Origin of the sequence: Altibacter lentus, from assembly GCF_000746845.1 — a bacterium.
Classification (GTDB): domain Bacteria; phylum Bacteroidota; class Bacteroidia; order Flavobacteriales; family Flavobacteriaceae; genus Altibacter; species Altibacter lentus.
On record NZ_KN050846.1, the window covers coordinates 816147 to 837038 of the forward strand.

The window sequence follows — 20892 nt, forward strand, 5'->3', positions numbered from 1 at the left end:
ATACATAATATGCAGCAGATAGACTGGATTGTATTGGGAGGCACCTTATTATTTATAGTTCTTTACGGTACCTATAAGACACGTGGCAGCAAGAACGTAACCGATTATTTAAAAGGCGGGAACGAAGCCCGTTGGTGGACCATAGGGTTAAGTGTCATGGCCACGCAAGCCAGTGCCATTACATTTTTATCTACGCCCGGTCAGGCTTTTCACGACGGAATGGGGTTCGTTCAATTCTATTTTGGCCTTCCCATCGCCATGGTGGTAATCTGTCTTGTGTTTATCCCTATCTATCACAAATTAAAGGTCTTTACGGCTTACGAATACCTTGAATCGCGCTTCGACCGTAAGACACGTACCCTTACCGCTATTCTCTTTCTGATACAGCGCGGACTCGCCGCCGGGATAACCATCTTTGCACCTGCAATTATTCTCTCGGCCGTATTAGGATGGAATTTATTGTACCTGAACATAATTATTGGAACTTTAGTGATCATCTATACTGTGAGTGGCGGTACCAAAGCCGTAAGTGTTACTCAAAAACAACAGATGGCGGTGATCTTTGGCGGAATGTTCATTGCCTTTTTATTAATACTGAATTATTTGCCGCTTGACATTAGTTTCACCAAAGCCCTCGACATTGCAGGAGCCGGCGGTAAAATGGACATCCTGGATTTTTCTTTCGATTTTAATAACCGTTATACTTTTTGGAGCGGAATCATTGGCGGGAGCTTTTTGGCCCTCTCTTATTTTGGGACAGACCAAAGTCAGGTGCAGCGTTATCTTTCGGGAAAATCTGTGAGACAGAGTCAAATGGGACTGATATTCAATGGTTTGCTAAAAGTTCCAATGCAGTTCTTTATTTTATTGGTGGGTGTGATGGTATTCGTTTTTTACCAGTTCAACAGTTCACCATTGCATTTTAATCCGGCTGCGGAAGCGGATGTACTTGCTTCGGAATATGCTTCAGATTATGAGCAGCTTCAGAAAGAAAAAGATGCTTTAGACGATCAGTTAATAGCAAAGCAGTTAGAATTTGCCCGCACCGAAACGCTTTCAGAAAAAGAAATGCTTCAGGAAGAGATACAGATCATTAACATCACCGAAAATGAATTACGCGAACAATCCAAAGCGTTGATACTAAAAGCGAATCCACTTGCCGAAACAAACGACAAGGATTATGTGTTCATCCATTTTATATTGAATAACCTGCCCCGCGGATTGATTGGATTGTTGCTGGCTGTGATCCTTAGTGCTGCCATGTCCTCTACCGCCTCCGAACTGAACGCGCTGGGTTCTACCACCACTATTGACCTCTATAAGCGGTCTGTGGGTAATCGCGATGAAAAACACTTTGTCCGTGCCTCAAAATGGTTTACGCTCTTGTGGGGTGTGATCGCCATTCTGGTAGCGAGTGTCGCAAATCTATTCGACAATCTAATTCAGTTAGTGAATATTATAGGTTCCATTTTCTATGGAAACATCCTGGGAGTGTTCCTTTTGGCCTTCTTTTTTAAATATGTAAAGGGCAATGCCGTATTTACAGCAGCGCTTATCAATCAAGTACTGGTAATCGCTTTGTTCCTTCTGGACAAATACGAGCTGATCAATCTGCCATACCTGTGGCTTAATTTTGTGGGCTGTGTGACCGTAATTGCTATGGCGTTCGGAATACAGCGCATGAGAGAAACACACGTCTAAACGGTTGTTTTTCAGAATACTTCTATTTGAAATTCGTAGGAAAGTTCGCATAGGGTGAAGGAATTTTACTATCTTCGTTATACCCTGTCTACTTATTTATGCTATGGTGACTCTAAAAAAGGTCATCATGAAAAAGATCTGTTTGTTGTTTTTCGTTTTATCTAATGCGGTTCTCTGCGGACAGCATATAGGGACTGATCAATGTACCCTTCAGGCAGAGAACAAGGCTTGGATCACAGAATATAAGAAGGCGGTTACTTTGGATGAAAAAATAGAAATGATCGTAGCCAAGATCGTAACCGACGATAGGTATTTTGATGAGTATCAAGAGGTGGCGACCCTAAGTAAAGAGCCGGGAATTAAGAAGGTTCCCTGCTCTGAAAGCTGTTCGATCCGCTTCGGAATGATCTACTCGAAAAATAAGGGATTGGTGTTGGACCTTAAACGCAATCCGGAACTTGAGGATCTTATTTATGAATTCGCTTCAGAAAATATTGACCGCATCGATCTTAATGAATTCAACGAAAAGGATATTTATAATCCCTACGCATTGAAACGTTCGGGAATTGTGCTTTATACCGAAAACAAAGATCTTAAGAAGAAGATACGCGCTGCCCTTAAACATATCGCAAAATCCTAAATTGCAATAAAAACAAAAACCCCGTAAGTACGGGGTTTTTTATTAATAAAGAGAGGTGATTTACATCGCCCCCCATTCTTTCAACGATTTTTGGTTCAAGGCAATATAATCATCGTTTCCGGCTGCTTTAGCCAATTCCAATGACTTCTCTGCGGCTTTGATAGCGCCTTTCTTGTCCCCAGCCTTCGCATAGATCAACGATTGCTGTCTGTGGTACCAAAATGCAGGCTGCTCACGCAATTCGATCGCTTTGTCGATCCAGGTCTTTGCCTTATTGATATCTTTACCGGCTTCCAGATAGTATACAGCGGCTGCATAATAATCGTTCGCTCCGGGGCCGTTCATCACTTTATCAATACTTGCCCCTACCATCTTATCGGTATGGAACTTTATAGGAACCCCTACATAGGTTTTCTCCCACATGATACCAAGGTTTGCTGAGTCATTTGTAATGTCATCGAAACTCATGGTAAACGATTCAATATCCATAGGCAGAGGATAAGTACTGGCTGTTACTTTGGCAGCAACTTTACTGTCATCCCAGGTTTGAGGTGTTCCCCAGTTGTTGGCATCACTATAAAAATAGACCTCCCAGTTTTGTGCGCCGGGCTTGGTGTATATAGCATAGCTTCCTGCTTTTAACGTGTTTCCACCAATCATGACATCGTCACTAAAGGTGATCTTGGTATTTGCGTTGGCACCTGTACGCCACACTTTATCGTAAGGAACAAGATCCCCAAAAATGGTTCTTCCACGCATGGCAGGTCTTGAGTACTCAAGTGTAACATCGGTCAAGCCAACTTTTTGCTCAATTTTTTGAAACGGACTTGGTGCCGGAGTCTGTATCTGTGCAAAACCGCCGGAAGCGATAAGCACCGTACAAACAAATAGAAATAATTTTTTCATTGGATGAGATTTTATGGATTTTTTAGTGTTACGAAGTTACAACAACACTTTCTTTAAAAAGTTAACAAAACCTTAAATTCAGTTTCCAAAACAAGTGTACCTTTGCGCAATGAAACGTTTTATTGCTGAAGCTATTGGAACTTTTGGACTGGTTTTTTGCGGGACGGGTGCCATCGTTATCAATGAGGTAACACAGGGTGCTGTGACGCATCCCGGAGTTGCCGTTACCTTTGGACTCATCGTGATGGCGATGATCTACGCTTTTGGTGATATAAGCGGAGCACACATCAACCCGGCAGTCACCATTGCTTTTGCGTATGCAAAGAAATTCCCCTGGAAGGATGTGCCATTGTACATTATAGCACAACTGCTGGGCGCACTGTTAGCCAGCGGTTTCGTATGGATGCTTTTTCCCGAGGGTGAGACCCTGGGTGCCACCATCCCGCAAATAGAAGTGTGGCGCGTCTTTATTTTTGAGATCTTGCTGTCGTTCTTTTTAATGGTGGTTATAATTAATGTTTCCACCGGATCCAAAGAGATCGGGGTGATCGCAGGGATCGCCATTGGCGGTGTGGTGTTATTAGAAGCAATGTTTGCCGGTCCTATCACAGGAGCGAGTATGAATCCGGCGCGATCCATAGCGCCTGCACTGATGTCGTGGAACCTTCAACATCTTTGGGTTTATATTGTTGCTCCAATAATAGGATGTTTATTTGCTGTAATGAGTTGCAGATTGGTTAAGGACGATACCTGCTGTGAAACATTCTGTTAATCTTTTGTTTAAGTATTAGATTTAATCATCAAACGGTTTTAACTTTACTAAAAAGTTGAAATCATGTTCGCGTTTCTAAAAAAAATTTTCGGAAGAAAGAAAAAAGTCAAGGGCTTTGAATTGTATCGTTTGGTACGTATCAACAAAAAATTTTCCTACAGAAATCTGGGAAATTAATTCGTTGATACGACTCTATGAAGATATTTTCACTGCATGCCAAGCAAAGACTTCCCATCTCAAAACAACAAGCTTGGGATTTTCTTTCAGATCCAGCAAATCTAAAGATCATCACTCCGGACTATATGGGTTTCCATATTCAATCGGGAGCAGACCGATCCATGTATGCTGGCCAGATCATCGAATACATCGTCACTCCCGTTCTTAATATAAAAACGAAGTGGGTAACGGAGATCACCCATGTTAAAGACACAAATTATTTTGTAGACGAACAACGTTTTGGTCCCTACTCTCTTTGGCATCATAAACATTTTATCAACGAAATAGAAGGTGGCGTGGAAATGGAGGATATTATCCATTACAAATTGCCCTTCGGAATTATTGGCCAATGGCTCCACCCTGTCCTTGTAAAACCCAAACTGGACGAAATCTTCAACTATCGCAAAGAAAAGTTAGAAATGCTCTTCGGAAAATTATAAACTATGAAGAAAACAGTATTGCTTATTGGAGGCTCTTACGGTATAGGTAAGGAGATCGCCCTATTGTTGAAAGATACACACGATGTCCATATTGCTTCCCGAAGCCGCGAATCCATACCTGAAGGTACCACCCACCATACCTTTAATGCGCTGGAGGATGACATTACCAACCTGGAACTTCCGGAAACCATTCACGGATTGGTATATTGTCCCGGCAGTATTAATCTGAAGCCTTTTAAAATGTTGTCTGAAAATGACTTCCAAGAGGATATGTCGGTGAATTTTTTCTCTCTGGTGAGAATTGTCCACGGGCTGTTACCCAAACTTAAAACTGCTGAAACTGCCAGCCTGGTCTTCTTTAGCACAGTCGCCGTAAAGGTTGGAATGCCTTTTCACACCAGTGTTGCTGCTGCTAAGGGAGCTATAGAAGGATTTGCAAAAGCGCTGGCCGCAGAATACGCACCTACTATTCGAGTAAATGTTATTGCGCCTTCGCTTACCGATACACCGCTCGCCAAGCGATTATTGTCCAACGAATCAAAGAAAGATACTATGGCGCAGCGTCACCCCATGCAGCGTGTTGGTACCACCGGAGATATTGCGGCGATGGCATCATTTCTATTGGAAGATACTTCCAGTTGGATCACGGGTCAGATATTTGGTGTAGACGGCGGAATGTCAACTTTAAACATTCAGTAATTTGGCAGATCTCGTAAATATATTTTGGTTTCGGAGAGACCTGCGCTTAGATGACAATGTAGGATTCTACAAAGCACTGCATGGAAAGCACCCCGTCCTCCCGATTTTTATTTTTGATACTGAGATCCTGGACGAACTTCCCGAGGACGATGCCCGAGTTTGTTTTATCTTTGAAACGCTTCAGAACATGCGAAAAGAGCTTCAGAAGCATGGCAGTAGCATTGCATTGTATCATGGATCCCCTAAAGAAGTTTTTGAGCACATTCTTTCTGAATTTAATGTCGCCAATGTTATCACCAATCACGACTACGAACCCTATGCGAGATCAAGGGATGATAACGTGCGTGCCTTCCTTTCAGAAAAAGAGATTGGATTCCACACGTTTAAGGATCAAGTGATCTTTGAGAAAGATGAAGTTGTAAAAGATGACGGAGATCCATATGTCGTCTATACTCCCTATATGAAAACCTGGAAGGAAAAATTCAAGAATGAGTTCGATCTTAATATCTTTTACACATCACAACATTTAAATTCTCTACTCCAACACTCACGGCTGCCAAACTTAAGCCTATCGGACATGGGCTTTAAAAGATCGAAGATAGAAGTACCCGACTACGATGTAACTCCGACCACCATTCATGAATATGAAAAGAGACGTAATTTCCCTGCACAAGATGCCACTTCCCATTTAGGACCGCATTTGCGATTTGGGACAGTGAGCATTCGAAAAATGGTCAAAAAAGCGATTGCAGAAAAGAATGAGACCTTTTGGCAAGAGTTGATCTGGAGAGAATTTTTTATGCAGATCCTTTGGCATTACCCGGAGACCGTAGAGAATGCCTTTCGGAAAAAATACGATAGAATTACCTGGCAGAACGACGAAGCACAGTTCGAAAAATGGAAAGTAGGAAAAACAGGATATCCGTTGGTGGATGCTGGCATGCGGCAATTAAATGAGACAGGATATATGCACAACCGAGTACGCATGGTGGTAGCGAGTTTTTTATGTAAACACTTGTTGATCGACTGGCGGTGGGGGGAAGCTTATTTTGCTGAAAAGCTATTGGATTACGAACAAGCCAGCAATGTGGGCAATTGGCAGTGGGCTGCCGGCAGCGGTGTGGATGCAGCACCGTATTTCAGGATCTTCAATCCTACCACTCAAATTGAGAAGTTTGATAAGGACCATAAGTATATTAAAAAGTGGGTCGAAGAGTTTGATACAGATCGTTATACGGAAAAGATCGTGGACCATAAGGAAGCCCGTGAAAGAGCTTTGTCTACCTATAAAAAAGCAGTCTCTTAATCTTTTTTGTAGGAATTTTCTAAAATAATTAATTGTTTATCCGATAAATTGCATATATTTATCGATATAATTGAATATAAGGTAGTTACATAACCCCCAAATGTATGCTTATGGAAACCTATGACAATCAATTCACCAACGGTGAGATTACCGTAACTTTCGAACCCAGAAAATGTATCCACGCCGAGAAATGTGCCAAAGGCCTTTCAGAAGTTTTCAGAACCACAGTAATACCGTGGATCGATCTGGATGGAGCTGAAACCGAAAAGATCATTTCACAAATTAAAAAGTGCCCTTCCGGTGCATTAAATTTTTGCTATAACGACGCCTTGGTTTCTGTTAAATAAATTTTAATTAGGGCTTAATTTTGGGTTGTTTAGTACAATTTTTCTACTCTTGCAGTGTTAAGTAACGAGAACAATCCTAACACTAGACCTATGAAAATAAAAGTAACGACACTCCTCCCCTTTCTTTTTTGTGTCTTCATGCTCAACGCACAAGAGGAAGCGCAAGAGACGCTTACCAACTCGTTGGAAGATCAATTTGTGGACGTGGTAGATAATTCCAACAATTATCAGGATTACAAAGTGATCAAAAAAACCAAGATCAACAAATTGCGCGAAAATATCATGGATTCGATCGCTGCACTTAAAGCCGAAATTCAAACTTCGGAAGGATCCCTGGATCAACAAAAAAACAAGATCTCGTCATTAACACAGGAACTTGCCAGTACAAAAGAAGACCTGGCGCTCTCCCGAAAAAAGGAAAATGGAATTGAGCTATTTGGAATGCTTACAGAGAAATCCACTTACAATTCCATCATGTGGGCGATTATACTAATGTTGCTAGTGGCATTAGGCTTCTTTATCTATAAGTACAAGAATAGTAATTCGGTTACAAAGGAGGCACAATTAAAACTTGCCGAAACCGAAATTGAATTCGAGGAACACAGGCAAAAGACAATCGAACAACAACAACAGTTACGACGAAAACTCCAGGACGAGATCAATAAGAATCGAAAATCGAAATCATAAAAAAAGCCTCCTATTGGAGGCTTTTTTTATGATTCGATCCGTGTGATTTTTGCGCCAATGGCCCTTAGGCGGGTATCTATATTCTCATATCCCCTGTCTATTTGTTCTATATTGTGAATTGTACTCGTTCCTTTAGCAGACAAGGCGGCGATCAATAATGAGATCCCGGCCCGAATATCGGGCGATACCATTGTTGTAGCTTTAAGCGTAGAGCTAAAATTATGTCCGATCACGGTGGCACGGTGCGGATCACATAAGATGATCTTAGCCCCCATGTCAATTAGCTTATCGACAAAGAACAATCTACTCTCGAACATCTTTTGATGAATCAGCACACTGCCTTTTGCCTGAGTACATACAACCAGTACAATACTTAGGAGATCCGGAGTAAAGCCCGGCCAGGGCGCATCTGCCACCGTAAGTATCGATCCGTCTATATAGCCTTGTATTTCGTATTCATCTTGTGAAGGTATGTAGATGTCGTCCCCTTTCTTTTCCAGTGTAATACCTAGTTTTCTGAAGGTATCGGGTATTAACCCAAGATTCTCCCAACTTACATCTTTTATGGTGATTTCACTCTGGGTCATAGCTGCCAGACCAATCCAGCTCCCTATTTCGATCATGTCGGGAAGGATTCTATGAGAGCAACCTCCCAGCCTTTCAACACCTTCAATAGTAAGCAAATTAGAACCAACACCGCTTATCTTTGCTCCCATCGCATTGAGCATTTTACACAACTGCTGTAAATATGGCTCACAAGCTGCATTGTAAATGGTAGTGGTCCCTTTGGCAAGAACTGCGGCCATTACAATATTAGCCGTTCCGGTCACCGAAGCTTGATCCAACAACATATACGTTCCCGTAAGTCCGTTAGGCGCTTCTACCCCATAAAATCGTTCTTCCTTATTGTATCGAAACTTTGCCCCCAAATTAATGAATCCTTCAAAATGGGTATCCAGACGTCGGCGCCCTATCTTGTCTCCACCCGGACGTGGTATGTATCCCTTTCCGAAGCGTCCCAGCAATGGTCCAACGATCATGATCGACCCGCGAAGCGAGCTTCCTTCCTTTTTAAAAAGTTCAGATTCTAGATATTCCAGTTTAAGGTCATCTGCTTTAAAAGCAAATTTACCTTTGGCCAGTTTTTGGATCTTAACGCCTAAATTCCCCAGGATGTCAATAAGTTTATTGACATCACGAATATCCGGAATATTCTCTATAATTACCTCTTCTGAAGTCAGCAATACGGCACATAAAATCTGCAAGGCTTCATTCTTTGCACCCTGCGGGCGAATTTCACCTTTTAGCTTGTGACCGCCCTCAATTTGAAAAGTTCCCATATTTTGTGCGCGTGCTTTTTTAGTAACGTTTTCGGTTACGGTTTCCTTTGTAGTTCTTCTTACTGGAGGTATTTGTATTGCTGGTGCTGAATCTTTTTTTGTTCTTCAACAGGTCATGTGGTTTCGACAAATCCTCATCGCTGTTCTTTAAATTGATTTTTCCTTCGGAAAGTTCAAAAAGATGCTGAAAGATCACATCGTCTTCAACAGTATCCTTATTCCAATTTAGAAAGCATTTCTTCATGTGGTTGGCAATGGTCAGGATCAAGCCTTCTTTCTTATCTCCTTCCTCCCAGCTATTCGCAACATCGATCATTCGTTTGATATTGTTTCCGTAGAAACGATATTTAGGATGATTTTGTGGATACTCAAGCGGTTGCGGGCGTTCCATCAATTCTTCTCTTGAAGGCTTATCGAAGGGAGAGTCCACATCCAATTTAAAATCGGATATGATAAACAATTGATCCCACAATTTATGTTGAAAATCAGGTACATCGCGCAAATGCGGGTTGAGGTTTCCCATCACCGAAATGATGCTTTTTGCCACTTTATTGCGTTCTTCTCTGTCCTCTTTTGAAATGGCATAATCGACCATTTTTTGGATATGCCGACCGTATTCAGGTATGATCAAATGCGGACGCTCTGTATTGTATTCTAAGTTATCTATCAAAATAGTGTAGTTAAATGGAAAGTTTGAACTCTGAAGTAAATCTTGACTGCAAAATACTAAATTTATAATGAAATAACCCCTTCGACATTAGAAACTTCAAGATATTTCTCTATCACCGCATCGGGCGATGCCATATTTACTTTAATGGAAACACTTGTGTAGTTCCCTTTGGATGAATCACGGGTATTGATCACAGCTTCGGTACCGTCGAAAATAGCTTCGATCTCAGCAATTTTTTCCAGTTCGGCAGGCACTATGAATTTGAATAAATACGGAGCCGGCCATACGGTATCATCGCTAAGTTGTTGTTTTAGACGCTGGTAAAATTCTTGGGTATTCTTATCTTGTTTCATGAAGTAATTCTAGGGGATGCATCGACAAAGATACACTTTCGGTCTCAATAATATTTACGTACTTTGTATAAAATTGAAACGATTGAAAACGAAAAGAATTGTGATTTCCGGAGGCCCGGGCTCTGGAAAAACCACATTAATAAGTCATTTAGAAAATTCCGGTTATAAGTGCATGCACGAAATCTCAAGAGACGTGATTCGAGATGCCCAAAAAGAGGGTATTGCTCAGCTTTTTTTAGAAAATCCAATCCTGTTCAGTAAAAAACTTCTGGAAGGACGTTTGGAGCAGTTCCACCATGCCAAGGAGTATGAAAGTACCGATTTCTTGTTCTATGATAGAGGCATGCCTGATGTCACAGCGTATATGGACTATGTACAATCGCACTATCCCGAGAATTTTTCTGAGATTTGTAACACGCATCGCTACGATGCCATTTTTCTGTTACCTCCGTGGGAAGCAATTTACGAGCAGGATAATGAGCGTTACGAGTCGTTTGCAGAAGCCGAAAAGATCTATCGCTTTTTATTGGAAGGATATAAAAAATACGGGTATTCCGTGCACGAAGTACCTGTGGGATCTATTGACAGTAGAAGAAACTATATTTTAAGTCATTTGGAAAACAGCTATTGAGCACACCACATCAAATCCTCGCCACCTATTGGAACTATCCTTCCTTCAAACCCATGCAGGAAGCGATCATTACTTCGGTATTGGATGGAAAGGACACAGTGGCTCTACTGGCCACAGGCGGCGGTAAATCCTTATGCTTCCAGGTACCGGCCCTGGCCATGGAAGGAATATGTGTCGTGATCTCTCCACTGGTCGCATTGATGAACGATCAAGTAAAAAACCTGCAAGACAAGGGGATCAAAGCGTTGAGCATCACCGGCGGACTTAGCTTTGAAGAAGTTCGTACGCTCTTGGACAATGCCATTTACGGAAATTACAAATTCTTGTATCTCTCACCCGAACGATTACAGCAGGAGATCGTGCAAAACAGTTTACGGCAAATGAACATCAACCTTATTGCTGTGGACGAAGCACATTGTATTTCACAATGGGGTAACGATTTTCGACCTGCATACAGGAATATCATTGTATTACGGGAGCTGCACCCTTTGGTGCCTGTGATCGCCCTTACGGCAACCGCAACATCCGAGGTTCTGGAAGACACGATCTCACAGTTGCAAATGGAACTGCCTTCGGTGTTTAAAAGTTCCTTTGTTCGCCAAAACCTTTCTTATCAAGTTTGTTTTGAAGAAGATAAACTGTATCGACTGGAACAACTGTTGAAGAAGAACACCGGATCTGCCATAGTGTATGTACGAAGTCGAAACAGTGCCGTTGAGACTGCCACGCACCTTCAGAACCTAGGAATCTCTTCATCATTCTATCATGGCGGAATTTCCAAAACTGATCGTGAAGAACGCTTACGTGCCTGGCAGGCCGGAAGTATTAGTACCATGGTAGCGACCAATGCCTTCGGGATGGGAATAGACCATCCCAATGTTCGTTTCGTGATCCACATACAGCTGCCGGAAAGCCTGGAAAGCTACTTTCAAGAGGCCGGTCGCGCAGGACGTGACGGAAATTTTGCCTGTGCCATTGTCCTGTATAGTGAATACGACAAAACCTTAATAAAGAAACAGTTTATAGCCTCCCTCCCTACTCCAAAAGACCTTAAGCTTTTATACCGCACCCTTAGCAATTACTTTCATGTATCTTATGGTGAGGGCGAATTTACACAGCACAACTTCAATTTTACTGAGTTCTGCGCAACCTATAGTTTAAATTCATTGCTCACCTATAACGGATTGAACACGCTGGATCGATTAGGCGTGCTTCAACTCTCCAAGGAGTTTGGAAGAAAATCGAAATTACAGTTTTTGGTCTCTTCAGAAAAAGTGCTGGAATACTTTAAAAAAGATATCCTTGCATCGGTGGTAGGAAAAACCATTCTGCGCTTGTACAGCGGTATTTTCGATACCGCAACTTTCATCAATCTAGATCTGGTTGTTAAAAAATCCGGGCAGCCCATGAATGAAGTTCTTAAAGTTCTTAAACAGCTGGAACGGGATGCTCTCATTGAGCTTATGATCTATGAAACCGATGCAACCATTACCTTTCTCGTCCCCAGAGAAGATGACAAGACCATCAATGTAGTGGCGAAAGACGTAGAGGTGCTACATGCCAAGAAACAGGAACAGGTCATGGCTGTGCTTCGGTATATCGAGAACGATACAACGTGTCGCAGCATGCAATTGGTTTCGTATTTTGGGGAAGAGACGCTTTCTCCCTGCGGAATTTGTAGCGTATGCGCATCACAAAAATCAACGACCAGCCCCAAAGAAGCAAAGGTCATTGCTGGAGCGATACTTCATTTATTGGAAGAAAGCGAAATGAGCTCTCGGGCCATTTCAGAAAAGCTTACTTTCACTGAAGCAAAAGTACTTTCAGTGCTTCAGCTGTTGCTTGATTCAGAAAAAATAAAAATGAACACCAAACACCAATATTATATAGTGTCATGAAAGACCTTCGAATTGTATTTATGGGAACCCCGGATTTTGCCGTGGGTGTCTTAAAAAAATTACTTGAGGCCGGTTGCACGGTCGTAGGTGTCATCACAGCTCCCGATAAGCCCGCTGGACGCGGCCAAAAGGTAAGTGAGTCGGCAGTAAAGAGTTTTGCCCAATCCCAAGGTTTGAAGATCTTACAACCCCCCAATTTAAAATCGGATGCATTCTTATCTGCCTTAGCAAATTTAAGAGCTGATCTCCAAATAGTCGTAGCCTTTAGAATGCTGCCAAAGGCTGTTTGGTCCATGCCTAAATATGGGACCTTCAATTTACACGCTTCATTACTGCCGGAATACAGAGGTGCCGCTCCAATTAACTGGGCGATAATGAACGGAGCATCGAAAACGGGGGTCACTACCTTCTTTATTGATGAGAAGATCGACACCGGCGCCATCATTGCTTCCCAAGAGATCGAGATCGCTTCAAGAGAGACCGCAGGAAGTCTGCACGACACCCTTATAGAACTGGGCAGCTCCCTTGTGGTAGAGACGGTTAAAAAGATCGCTAAAGGGACGGTTACAACCACGCGCCAACCGCAATCCTCTTCTTATAAGGAGGCGCCAAAACTGAACCCTGAGAATACGCGTATCGACTGGAATAACACAGTCATGCAAATTGATGCCTTTATAAGAGGCCTGTATCCTTATCCGGTGGCCTGGACCATATTGAACAACCATGGCGAAGCGTTAAAGGTGAAGGTCTATGAAGCCACACCCGAGATCGTATCTCATGACCGTACACCGGGGAGCATACATACCACCAAAAAAGAGATGAAAATAGCTGTCAAAGACGGTTACCTTCATATAAAGGAATTGCAATTACCCGGGAAACGCAGGATGCCTGCAGCTGATCTTTTAAATGGTTATACCATAGCCGAAGACGCCAAAGTGATGTGAAGCCTTGCTGCTATTGCTATTGCAAAATTGACAGAAAATACGCCTGCTTTATTAACAATGGTTCTAAGTTATCAACAAAAACGCGGATTTACCGCGTCATTACTTGCATGGATGGATAATCCGATTAAATTTGTAGAGCAATTAATAGAAGTTTAACCAACAATTTTAATTTAAACAGTAAACTATGAACAAATCAGATTTAATCGATGCAATGGCAGAAGATGCCGGAATCACAAAAGCAGCCGCTAAAAAAGCCTTAGAGTCTTTCCTAGGAAACGTTGAGAAGTCCCTAAAAAAAGGAAATAGAGTATCATTGGTAGGTTTCGGATCATGGTCAGTATCTAAAAGAGCTGCCAGAGACGGAAGAAACCCGCAAACTGGAAAAACTATCAGAATTGCAGCTAAGAAAGTAGTTAAATTCAAAGCAGGTTCTGAACTTGCAAATGCTGTAAACTAATTTAGATACCTCGTATCTATTTGAAAACCCTTTGCAACGATGTTGCAGAGGGTTTTCTCTTTTATATCCCATAGTTTCCGGGGCAGATGTTGTTTATTCAAAAATTAATACTTAGATTTAAATAACTAAAACCCAAAGATGACATCGTTAAAACCAACCAAAGGAGTCCTTCTGGTGGCCGAACCTTCTATTATAGGAGACGTTTCGTTCAATCGTTCGGTGGTGCTTCTCGCCGAATATAATGAATCCGGATCTGTAGGGTTTATATTAAACAAACCATTAGAGTATCGTCTAAAAGATTTTGTGCCCGAGGTGCAATCCAACCTAATGGTGTACAACGGCGGCCCTGTAGAACAGGACAACCTTTATTTCATTCATCGTATTCCGGAACTCATACCCGATAGTATTGAGATCTCCAACGGTATCTATTGGGGTGGTGATTTCAACGCCATTATCGGGATGCTTCAAGAAGACAGGCTGAGTGAAGATCAAATTCGATTCTTTTTAGGATATTCCGGTTGGGACAGCAATCAGTTGGAGCAGGAGTTGGAAGTAAACAGTTGGGTAGTGGCCCCCAATAACTATAAAAATGATATTATTGGAAAATCGTACTCTAACTTCTGGAAAGAGAAAATGATAGAATTTGGAGGCGATTATGTGATATGGTCCAATGCCCCTGAAAATCCAATCTACAATTAGCCGAGGCGTGCCTTCACATTAAGCTTCGCCAATAGGTCTTTTGCTACCGCTGAATTATATTCCTTTTTTCTGTATGCCGAAATAGACTGAATGCCCATAATGGTATTGGTGATAAAGATCTCATCGGCCTTTTGCAGTTCGAAGGGAGAAACGGAGGCTTCTTCAAGTATATAATCGGGTAATTGCCCTACAATAGCCATGATCTGTTTCCGAAGGATCCCATTGAGACAACCATCTTCCAAGGGCGGCGTTTTTATCTTATAACCACTCACCAGAAAAATATTCCCATTAAGGGCTTCCACTATCTGCTTTTTCTCGTTGAGGAGGAAACAATTGTCATAATCATTTTCTGAAGCATAAATACTTCCTAATACATGAATGGTCTTAGCCGTGGTCTTTAGCGTAGACAGCAATCCTGAGGTGACATAGTGGTCTTTAAACAATTCCACGGTGTAAGGTGCTTCGTTACGTGTGTAGAAAGGCTCCGCTAACACCTTAGCGACAATAAGATAATCCACGTCATGCGTAGCAGGCGCATACATCCCTCCTGCCTTTCTCCATACCAGTAATTTCACGCGAAAGGCCGATCCCTGATTCTTTTGGGAGGCAACCGTTTTTTGGATCTCACTTTCCAAGAATTCCATGGTAAAGTCCATAGGTATTTCCATACGCAGGATACGCATAGACGCCATTAACCTAAAATAGTGATCTTCCCAAAAAAGGATCTTTCCGGCAGAGACCTTAATCGTTTCAAATACTGCATCGGCGTACTGCAAACCCCTATTAGAAGCAAGGGCATTGTTCTCGAAAGTATCGTTGATGATTCCGTTGAAATTGATCATAAAAAAAGCCGTTTCTTTAGTTTTGGAAACGGCGCAAAGATACTATTATTTATCCCGAACATAAAGTAAGGGTGCGATTGATCTGTTAAGCTGAACCTAATATTTGTTTAAGATTGGAGATCATATTTTCCCATAGCATTTTCCCTTCTTCGATCTCATCTTCTTCCGCAAAGTCGGTGACCATCAAAGAAACATCTTTGGTGATCTCATCTACTTGAATGCGCAATTCAAAATAATAATCGGTTTCCTCATCGTCCACCCATTTGAACTTAATACGCTCACCACTTTTCTTTCCCAGCAAACGCGCTTTTTCTTCGCTGCCGGACCAGATAAAAGTGAAGTATTCACCTCTGGAATTTACATTATCTGCATACCACTCGCTCATGCCGGAAGGCGTTGAAATGTACTGGTATAAAAGAGAAGGTGAAACATGTATAGGAAACTCCATCTCGTATTTAATCTTGTCGTCCATAGTTTTAGTTAGCTGCAGCCCAATATATATATTTTAATTTTAACGGATAAATGAAAGCTACATTTTTTTATTGAAATGAAGATTAAAAAAATGAAACTAATCTTTGCGACCCATGAATTTGTTTCTATCTTTGCCGTCGCAAAATACGGCGAGGTAGCTCAGGTGGTTAGAGCGTCGGATTCATAACCCGGAGGTCACGAGTTCAAGTCTCGTTCTCGCTACTAAAAACCCTTCCGTTTGGAAGGGTTTTTTTATTTTAAGGCGTTTAAAAGTGCATCTAAGTTAAGTTGATCCTGATCCCCGGACTTCATATTCTTGAGCGTATACTGGCCATCCTCCATTTCCTTTTCACCTGCCAAGACCACAAACGGAATATCCCGCTTGTCTGCATACCCCATTTGCTTGCCCATTTTTGCCGCATCAGGATACAACTCGGCGCTAATACCTTGTTGCCTGAGTCGGGTGACAGCTTTTAATGCGTACCGTGCTTCTGCTTCTCCAAAGTTGATGAAGAGCACCCTGCTGCCTTCCGCAACCGTTTCGGGAAACAGGTTTAATTCTTCCATCACAAGATAAATACGATCCAGGCCAAAGGAAATGCCCACGCCGCTTACATTTGGCAGACCGAAGATACCTGTAAGATCATCATAACGCCCGCCGCCGCCTATACTTCCCATATTCACACCTTCGGGAGCGGCTACTTCAAAGATCGCTCCGGTATAATAGTTGAGTCCGCGTGCAAGGGTGACATCGATCTCCAAATTTGCCGTTTGAAGCCCTATTTCTGAAATTGTAGACACGATGAATTCCAGTTCTGAAACTCCTTTTTTACCTGTTTCTGAAGTCTTTAAAAGTTCGCTTAGCAGCGTTAGTTTTTCTGAAGCATTCCCTTTGGCTTCAAATAGCGGTTGTACTTTTTGTATGGCTGTTTCAGAAATACCTTTGCCTCGCATTTCGGTCTTCACTCCCTCCTCGCCTATCTTGTCCAGTTTGTCCAAAGCCACGGTAAAATCGATGAGCTTATCGGTTTCCCCGATTACTTCAGCAATACCGCTTAATATCTTTCGGTTGTTCAGTTTAATGGTTACTCCGTCCAACTTCAGCTTAGCGAACACCGCATCGTACAGTTGCACAAATTCCACTTCCTGCCATAGAGAATCACTGCCCACTACGTCGGCATCACACTGATAAAACTCTCGGAAGCGTCCTTTTTGAGGGCGGTCTGCGCGCCATACCGGCTGGATCTGATACCGTTTAAAGGGAAAGGTGATCTCGTTTTGATGTTGCACCACATAACGCGCAAACGGAACAGTAAGGTCGTAACGAAGTGCTTTTTCGGAGATACGTTGTGTTATTTTACCACTGTCTTTTTCAGCATATAAAGTATCATCAACTTTTGAAAGAAAATCACCGCTATTCAAGATCTTGAAGATCAACCGGTCACCTTCTTCTCCATATTTACCCATAAGTGTTTCGCTGTTCTCGAACGAAGGTGTTTCAATAGGCTGAAAACCAAAGCGTGTAAAACTCGCTTTTATGGTATCGATGATATAATTGCGTTTTACAACTTCTTGAGGAGAAAAATCTCGGGTTCCTTTGGGAATGGAGGGCTTTTTTGACACGGTGATTGGATTGTTGGATTTTTAAGTCTTAAACCATCGACTGCACTTCAGCAAGCTGAGTATGACATACGGTTTAATTTTACTCTCTGCAAATATCTTAAAATATTGGGGAAATTGTAACTTTATAGACATATTATAGTCTAACGAAATACCAAACCACTTCTTTATGTTTTCACTCTTTCGGGAAAATGTTCGTATCGCTCTCGATTCGATTAAAAGTCAGATGCTTAGAACGGTCCTGACCATCGTAATCATTGCAATTGGAATTTTTGCATTGGTAGGAATCTTAAGCTTAGTGAAAGCCTTAGAGAACACCATTTCCAACGATTTTGCTTCGATGGGAGCCAATACCTTCAACATTCAACAATACGAATTCAATGTACAGCGCGGAGGGAGCGGCGAAAGAGAAAAGATCAATCCTATTATTAGTTATGACAACATCCGGGAGTTTATAGATGTATACGATTTTCCCTATTCTCAAACATCGGTGAGCTTTCGAGGTACCGGTTCGGCTGAGGTGAAATTTGAGAGTGAGAAGACAGATCCCGAAGTACAGGTGTATGGGGTGAACGAGAATTATTTGGAGAATACAGGTACAAAAGTTGATCGCGGACGTGCATTCACCTTTTTTGATATTCAGAACAATAATAAGGTGTGTCTAATAGGGTCTGATTTTGTCAAGAGTATTTTCAAAAATGACGATCCACTCAACAAGACCATTAGTATTCGCGGCGTAAAGTTCAAGGTCGTGGGAATTTTGGAATCGAAAGGCTCCACCTTCGGAAACAACCAAGATCTTAAAGTACTGATCCCCATACAGGTCGCTCGCGGCATATTTACCGACCCTAATATTAATTACACCATTAGTGTCATGGTTCAGGATAAAGAAATGATGCAGGGAGCTCAAGATGCAGCCATTGTATCGTTCCGAAATGTAAGAGGATTGAACCCTGTGGAGGAGAATAACTTTGGAATTGAACGCAGTGACGACCTCATAAATCGTATTGGACAGATCACAGGAGTTCTGGAAATATCGGCGTGGATCATTAGCATCATCACCATTCTGGGATCTTCCATCGCTCTTATGAACATCATGTTGGTTTCGGTCACCGAACGCACACGCGAGATCGGGGTACGAAAAGCGATGGGAGCCAAAAGTTCTACCATCTCTACCCAGTTCTTTATGGAAACCATCGTTATTGGTCAGTTTGGCAGTATTCTTGGCATTTTGCTGGGTGTTATTGCCGGTTTCTTGATCTCCAACATTTTTGAGTTCGATTATTCTTTGCCGTGGGCAGCCATGCTCTGGGCGACATTGATCACCTTTTTGGTGGCAGTGATCGCAGGCTCCTACCCTGCTGCAAAGGCAGCTAAACTGGATCCTATAGAAAGTTTACGCTACGAATAGTCATAACACCTAGCATACAGCAGCAGCTTTGGCAGATCTACGACAATATTCTATTTATTCTATTGCTGAAGTAATTTACTGAAGAACGAGAAGAGTTCTCCTTTGGTAATGACCGATCCTTGCCGGATCAATTCAAAGATATCCATGTGCTTGTCATCTGAATATTCCTTTGAGGCCTGAAGGAACTCTACGGTATCTGAAGCATAGTTCTGTTGGAGCCATCGGTAGCCTTCGGCTGTCGTAATATCTTTGGTCGTATCGGTTACCTTCACAACTATCAACCGCATCTTCTCTGCTTCCAATTTAAAGAGGAACAGTTGCTGAGGCGATATATTCTCCAGATATTTTGCTTTAGACAGCACTCCTTCCCAGATAAGATCGCTAAAAACATCCAGTTCCTGTTCGGCTACTTCTGGCTGCTTCGCTTTGATAGAGGTCCATTCTTCGGCCGTGATAGATTGTGTGGCCAAGAAATTGATAAATTCGGAGTGCAATGCTTCAAACTGCTCTTTTGTAAGTCGGGTATATTTCATGAGATGTAATAAAAAAACCCTCCGAAGCTTTCACAGGGAGGGTTTTATATGTTCTGGTCAAAAAATTACTTTGCTTCCGCTACTACGTCGAATGTGAAATTCGAGATCACATCTCTGTGGAAACGAATTGTGGCTTCGTATTGACCGGTACGCTTAATACTACCACCCAATATAGAAATGTATTTCTTTTCGATAGAAACACCTTCTTTTTCCAAAGCTTCCGCTAGGTCGGCATTGGTAACAGATCCAAACAATTTGTCACCTTCTCCGGCTTTAGCCGTCATTTTGATTTCAAGACCGTTTAATTTATTAGCCTCTTTTTGAGCATCTTCGATGATCTTCTTTTCTTTGTAAGCACGTTGCTTTAACGTCTCTGCCAACACTTTCTTTGCAGAAGGAGTTGCCAACACAGCGTGCCCGTTAGGAATCAAGAAGTTTCTTCCGTATCCACTCTTTACAGTCACTACATCGTCTGCAAATCCTAGGTTCTCTACGTCGTTCTTTAATATAAGTTCCATAATCCTATCTGCTTTTTATTTTAATAAATCGGCCACATAAGGCATCAATGCCAAATGACGAGCTCTCTTAACGGCAACAGCTACTTTACGTTGGTATTTCAACGATGTTCCTGTTAATCGTCTTGGTAAGATCTTTCCTTGTTCGTTCACAAACTTCAATAAGAAATCCGGATCTTTATAATCCACATACTTAATACCAGACTTTTTAAAACGGCAGTATTTCTTAGCTTTTGACGTCTCGATGTTCAACGGAGTAAGGTATCTAATCTCTCCGTCCTTTTTTCCTTTTGCTTGTTGTTGTAAAGTTGCCATGATTATGCGGTTTGTTTGTTACGGTTTCTTCTTTTCTCTGCCCAAGCGATCGCATGCTTGTCTAAAGTAACGGTAAGATAACGCATGATACGTTCATCTCTTCTAAACTCAACCTCTAAATCGTTGATAGCGTCACCGGGAGCGGTGTACTCGAACAAATGGTAAAAACCACTTTTTTTGTGTTGAATTGCGTAGGCTAATTTCTTTAACCCCCAATTCTCTTTTGATATCATCTTAGCACCTTTAGAAACAAGAATATCTTCGTATTTCTTAACTGTTTCCTTTATCTGTTCTTCAGATAAAACGGGATTTAAGATGAAAACAGTTTCATAATGATTCATAAAAAATCGTACTTAAAAATTATTTATACACTCATGGCGCTTTGCCAAGAGCGTGCAAAAATACTACATTAATTCTAATTTTCAAACCCTTATTAAAATACTTTCAAAACATGGTTCTTTTCCTACAAAAAAAGATAA

General features: G+C 41.8%; 25 protein-coding genes and 1 tRNA gene. 15 read left to right on the forward strand and 11 right to left on the reverse strand.

Translation table 11 applies throughout. The features are described 5' to 3' along the window. Positions 1 to 9: 9 nt before the first annotated feature. Together JS40_RS03885 and JS40_RS03890 are read left to right on the forward strand one after the other, a co-directional pair. Positions 10 to 1701, forward strand: coding sequence for a sodium:solute symporter family protein (locus tag JS40_RS03885; RefSeq protein ID WP_034258538.1), 1692 nt, complete (start codon positions 10 to 12; stop codon positions 1699 to 1701). 127 nt (positions 1702 to 1828) lie between these two features. After that, positions 1829 to 2341, forward strand: a complete 513-nt coding sequence (locus tag JS40_RS03890) for a hypothetical protein (RefSeq protein WP_034258540.1) — start codon at positions 1829 to 1831, stop codon at positions 2339 to 2341. A 60-nt stretch (positions 2342 to 2401) separates the two neighbouring features. On the opposite strand, the gene JS40_RS03895 is transcribed toward JS40_RS03890, so the two are convergent. Further along, positions 2402 to 3247 (reverse strand): DUF2911 domain-containing protein, encoded by an 846-nt coding sequence (locus JS40_RS03895; protein ID WP_034258542.1) that lies wholly within the window; start codon positions 3245 to 3247, stop codon positions 2402 to 2404. Between the two features lie 109 nt (positions 3248 to 3356). Between JS40_RS03895 and JS40_RS03900 the strand changes: the two genes are divergently transcribed. From JS40_RS03900 to JS40_RS03925, 6 genes are all read left to right on the forward strand, one after another. Then, positions 3357 to 4019 (forward strand): MIP/aquaporin family protein, encoded by a 663-nt coding sequence (locus JS40_RS03900; protein ID WP_034258544.1) that lies wholly within the window; start codon positions 3357 to 3359, stop codon positions 4017 to 4019. Positions 4020 to 4213: 194 nt separating this feature from the next. After that, complete coding sequence (locus tag JS40_RS03905; protein WP_034258546.1) at positions 4214 to 4675, forward strand: SRPBCC family protein; 462 nt, start codon at positions 4214 to 4216, stop codon at positions 4673 to 4675. 3 nt (positions 4676 to 4678) lie between these two features. Then, complete coding sequence (locus tag JS40_RS03910; protein ID WP_034258548.1) at positions 4679 to 5374, forward strand: SDR family NAD(P)-dependent oxidoreductase; 696 nt, start codon at positions 4679 to 4681, stop codon at positions 5372 to 5374. Between the two features lies 1 nt (position 5375). Continuing rightward, a complete protein-coding gene (locus tag JS40_RS03915) occupies positions 5376 to 6680 on the forward strand; it encodes a cryptochrome/photolyase family protein (RefSeq protein WP_034258550.1) in 1305 nt (434 codons plus the stop codon). A gap of 110 nt (positions 6681 to 6790) precedes the next feature. Next, positions 6791 to 7027, forward strand: a complete 237-nt coding sequence (locus tag JS40_RS03920; RefSeq protein WP_034262042.1) for a (4Fe-4S)-binding protein — start codon at positions 6791 to 6793, stop codon at positions 7025 to 7027. A gap of 90 nt (positions 7028 to 7117) precedes the next feature. Then, positions 7118 to 7714: a hypothetical protein gene (locus tag JS40_RS03925; protein WP_034258552.1), complete on the forward strand. Its 597-nt coding sequence runs from the start codon at positions 7118 to 7120 to the stop codon at positions 7712 to 7714. A 26-nt stretch (positions 7715 to 7740) separates the two neighbouring features. Here the strand turns inward: JS40_RS03925 and murA are convergent, their stop codons facing one another. The 3 genes from murA to JS40_RS03940 form a co-directional block, all read right to left on the reverse strand. After that, a complete protein-coding gene (gene murA, locus JS40_RS03930; RefSeq protein WP_034258553.1) occupies positions 7741 to 9054 on the reverse strand; it encodes a UDP-N-acetylglucosamine 1-carboxyvinyltransferase in 1314 nt (437 codons plus the stop codon). Between the two features lie 19 nt (positions 9055 to 9073). Next, positions 9074 to 9724 (reverse strand): DUF4290 domain-containing protein, encoded by a 651-nt coding sequence (locus tag JS40_RS03935; RefSeq protein ID WP_034258554.1) that lies wholly within the window; start codon positions 9722 to 9724, stop codon positions 9074 to 9076. A gap of 62 nt (positions 9725 to 9786) precedes the next feature. Then, entirely contained in the window at positions 9787 to 10077 is a 291-nt protein-coding gene (locus tag JS40_RS03940) for a DUF493 family protein (RefSeq protein WP_034258555.1), read from the reverse strand. Positions 10078 to 10159: 82 nt separating this feature from the next. On the opposite strand from JS40_RS03940, the gene JS40_RS03945 reads away from it, so the two are divergent. The 5 genes from JS40_RS03945 to JS40_RS03965 all read left to right on the forward strand — a co-directional run bounded on the left by JS40_RS03945 (position 10160) and on the right by JS40_RS03965 (position 14706). Then, on the forward strand, positions 10160 to 10708 hold the full coding sequence (locus tag JS40_RS03945) for an AAA family ATPase (RefSeq protein ID WP_034262044.1): 549 nt from the start codon (positions 10160 to 10162) through the stop codon (positions 10706 to 10708). Further along, positions 10705 to 12606 (forward strand): RecQ family ATP-dependent DNA helicase, encoded by a 1902-nt coding sequence (locus tag JS40_RS03950; RefSeq protein WP_034258557.1) that lies wholly within the window; start codon positions 10705 to 10707, stop codon positions 12604 to 12606. The genes JS40_RS03945 and JS40_RS03950 overlap by 4 nt, the downstream gene beginning before the upstream one ends. Further along, a complete protein-coding gene (gene fmt, locus JS40_RS03955) occupies positions 12603 to 13550 on the forward strand; it encodes a methionyl-tRNA formyltransferase (protein WP_034258559.1) in 948 nt (315 codons plus the stop codon). Before JS40_RS03950 ends, fmt begins: the two co-directional genes overlap by 4 nt. Positions 13551 to 13734: 184 nt before the next feature. Next, a complete protein-coding gene (locus JS40_RS03960; RefSeq protein WP_034258561.1) occupies positions 13735 to 14007 on the forward strand; it encodes an HU family DNA-binding protein in 273 nt (90 codons plus the stop codon). A 138-nt stretch (positions 14008 to 14145) separates the two neighbouring features. Then, positions 14146 to 14706, forward strand: coding sequence for a YqgE/AlgH family protein (locus tag JS40_RS03965; RefSeq protein WP_034258563.1), 561 nt, complete (start codon positions 14146 to 14148; stop codon positions 14704 to 14706). Here the strand turns inward: JS40_RS03965 and JS40_RS03970 are convergent. Beyond that, positions 14703 to 15548: an aminotransferase class IV gene (locus JS40_RS03970; RefSeq protein ID WP_034258564.1), complete on the reverse strand. Its 846-nt coding sequence runs from the start codon at positions 15546 to 15548 to the stop codon at positions 14703 to 14705. The genes JS40_RS03965 and JS40_RS03970 overlap by 4 nt on opposite strands. A gap of 85 nt (positions 15549 to 15633) precedes the next feature. Further along, a complete protein-coding gene (locus tag JS40_RS03975; protein WP_034258565.1) occupies positions 15634 to 16020 on the reverse strand; it encodes an START-like domain-containing protein in 387 nt (128 codons plus the stop codon). A 147-nt stretch (positions 16021 to 16167) separates the two neighbouring features. Between JS40_RS03975 and JS40_RS03980 the strand changes: the two genes are divergently transcribed. Then, positions 16168 to 16241 (forward strand) — tRNA-Met (locus JS40_RS03980). 30 nt (positions 16242 to 16271) lie between these two features. On the opposite strand, the gene hisS is transcribed toward JS40_RS03980, so the two are convergent. Further along, positions 16272 to 17642 carry a histidine--tRNA ligase gene (gene hisS, locus JS40_RS03985; RefSeq protein ID WP_034258567.1) on the reverse strand — a complete coding sequence of 457 codons (1371 nt, stop codon included), beginning with the start codon at positions 17640 to 17642 and terminating at the stop codon, positions 16272 to 16274. A gap of 166 nt (positions 17643 to 17808) precedes the next feature. On the opposite strand from hisS, the gene JS40_RS03990 reads away from it, so the two are divergent. Further along, on the forward strand, positions 17809 to 19050 hold the full coding sequence (locus tag JS40_RS03990) for an ABC transporter permease (RefSeq protein WP_034258569.1): 1242 nt from the start codon (positions 17809 to 17811) through the stop codon (positions 19048 to 19050). 59 nt (positions 19051 to 19109) lie between these two features. Here the strand turns inward: JS40_RS03990 and JS40_RS03995 are convergent, their stop codons facing one another. The 4 genes from JS40_RS03995 to rpsF form a co-directional block, all read right to left on the reverse strand. Next, positions 19110 to 19583 (reverse strand): DUF6495 family protein, encoded by a 474-nt coding sequence (locus JS40_RS03995; RefSeq protein ID WP_034258571.1) that lies wholly within the window; start codon positions 19581 to 19583, stop codon positions 19110 to 19112. 65 nt (positions 19584 to 19648) lie between these two features. Further along, positions 19649 to 20101, reverse strand: a complete 453-nt coding sequence (gene rplI, locus JS40_RS04000; RefSeq protein ID WP_034258572.1) for a 50S ribosomal protein L9 — start codon at positions 20099 to 20101, stop codon at positions 19649 to 19651. A 15-nt stretch (positions 20102 to 20116) separates the two neighbouring features. Beyond that, positions 20117 to 20413 (reverse strand): 30S ribosomal protein S18, encoded by a 297-nt coding sequence (gene rpsR, locus JS40_RS04005; protein ID WP_034258573.1) that lies wholly within the window; start codon positions 20411 to 20413, stop codon positions 20117 to 20119. Positions 20414 to 20415: 2 nt separating this feature from the next. Further along, positions 20416 to 20754 carry a 30S ribosomal protein S6 gene (gene rpsF / locus JS40_RS04010; RefSeq protein ID WP_034258574.1) on the reverse strand — a complete coding sequence of 113 codons (339 nt, stop codon included), beginning with the start codon at positions 20752 to 20754 and terminating at the stop codon, positions 20416 to 20418. Between the last annotated feature and the right edge of the window lie 138 nt (positions 20755 to 20892).

Bases quoted from the DNA above. Each gene is read 5' to 3' on its own strand.
- JS40_RS03960 (WP_034258561.1), top strand. From the start codon at position 13,735: ATGAACAAATCAGATTTAATCGATGCAATGGCAGAAGATGCCGGAATC.
- JS40_RS03975 (WP_034258565.1), bottom strand. From the start codon at position 16,020: ATGGACGACAAGATTAAATACGAGATGGAGTTTCCTATACATGTTTCA.
- murA (WP_034258553.1), bottom strand. From the start codon at position 9,054: ATGGGAACTTTTCAAATTGAGGGCGGTCACAAGCTAAAAGGTGAAATT.
- JS40_RS03965 (WP_034258563.1), top strand. From the start codon at position 14,146: ATGACATCGTTAAAACCAACCAAAGGAGTCCTTCTGGTGGCCGAACCT.
- JS40_RS03895 (WP_034258542.1), bottom strand. From the start codon at position 3,247: ATGAAAAAATTATTTCTATTTGTTTGTACGGTGCTTATCGCTTCCGGC.
- rpsF (WP_034258574.1), bottom strand. From the start codon at position 20,754: ATGAATCATTATGAAACTGTTTTCATCTTAAATCCCGTTTTATCTGAA.
- rplI (WP_034258572.1), bottom strand. From the start codon at position 20,101: ATGGAACTTATATTAAAGAACGACGTAGAGAACCTAGGATTTGCAGAC.
- rpsR (WP_034258573.1), bottom strand. From the start codon at position 20,413: ATGGCAACTTTACAACAACAAGCAAAAGGAAAAAAGGACGGAGAGATT.
- JS40_RS03920 (WP_034262042.1), top strand. From the start codon at position 6,791: ATGGAAACCTATGACAATCAATTCACCAACGGTGAGATTACCGTAACT.
- JS40_RS03910 (WP_034258548.1), top strand. From the start codon at position 4,679: ATGAAGAAAACAGTATTGCTTATTGGAGGCTCTTACGGTATAGGTAAG.
- JS40_RS03905 (WP_034258546.1), top strand. From the start codon at position 4,214: ATGAAGATATTTTCACTGCATGCCAAGCAAAGACTTCCCATCTCAAAA.
- JS40_RS03890 (WP_034258540.1), top strand. From the start codon at position 1,829: ATGAAAAAGATCTGTTTGTTGTTTTTCGTTTTATCTAATGCGGTTCTC.
- fmt (WP_034258559.1), top strand. From the start codon at position 12,603: ATGAAAGACCTTCGAATTGTATTTATGGGAACCCCGGATTTTGCCGTG.
- JS40_RS03925 (WP_034258552.1), top strand. From the start codon at position 7,118: ATGAAAATAAAAGTAACGACACTCCTCCCCTTTCTTTTTTGTGTCTTC.
- JS40_RS03885 (WP_034258538.1), top strand. From the start codon at position 10: ATGCAGCAGATAGACTGGATTGTATTGGGAGGCACCTTATTATTTATA.
- JS40_RS03900 (WP_034258544.1), top strand. From the start codon at position 3,357: ATGAAACGTTTTATTGCTGAAGCTATTGGAACTTTTGGACTGGTTTTT.
- JS40_RS03995 (WP_034258571.1), bottom strand. From the start codon at position 19,583: ATGAAATATACCCGACTTACAAAAGAGCAGTTTGAAGCATTGCACTCC.
- JS40_RS03970 (WP_034258564.1), bottom strand. From the start codon at position 15,548: ATGATCAATTTCAACGGAATCATCAACGATACTTTCGAGAACAATGCC.
- JS40_RS03990 (WP_034258569.1), top strand. From the start codon at position 17,809: ATGTTTTCACTCTTTCGGGAAAATGTTCGTATCGCTCTCGATTCGATT.
- JS40_RS03940 (WP_034258555.1), bottom strand. From the start codon at position 10,077: ATGAAACAAGATAAGAATACCCAAGAATTTTACCAGCGTCTAAAACAA.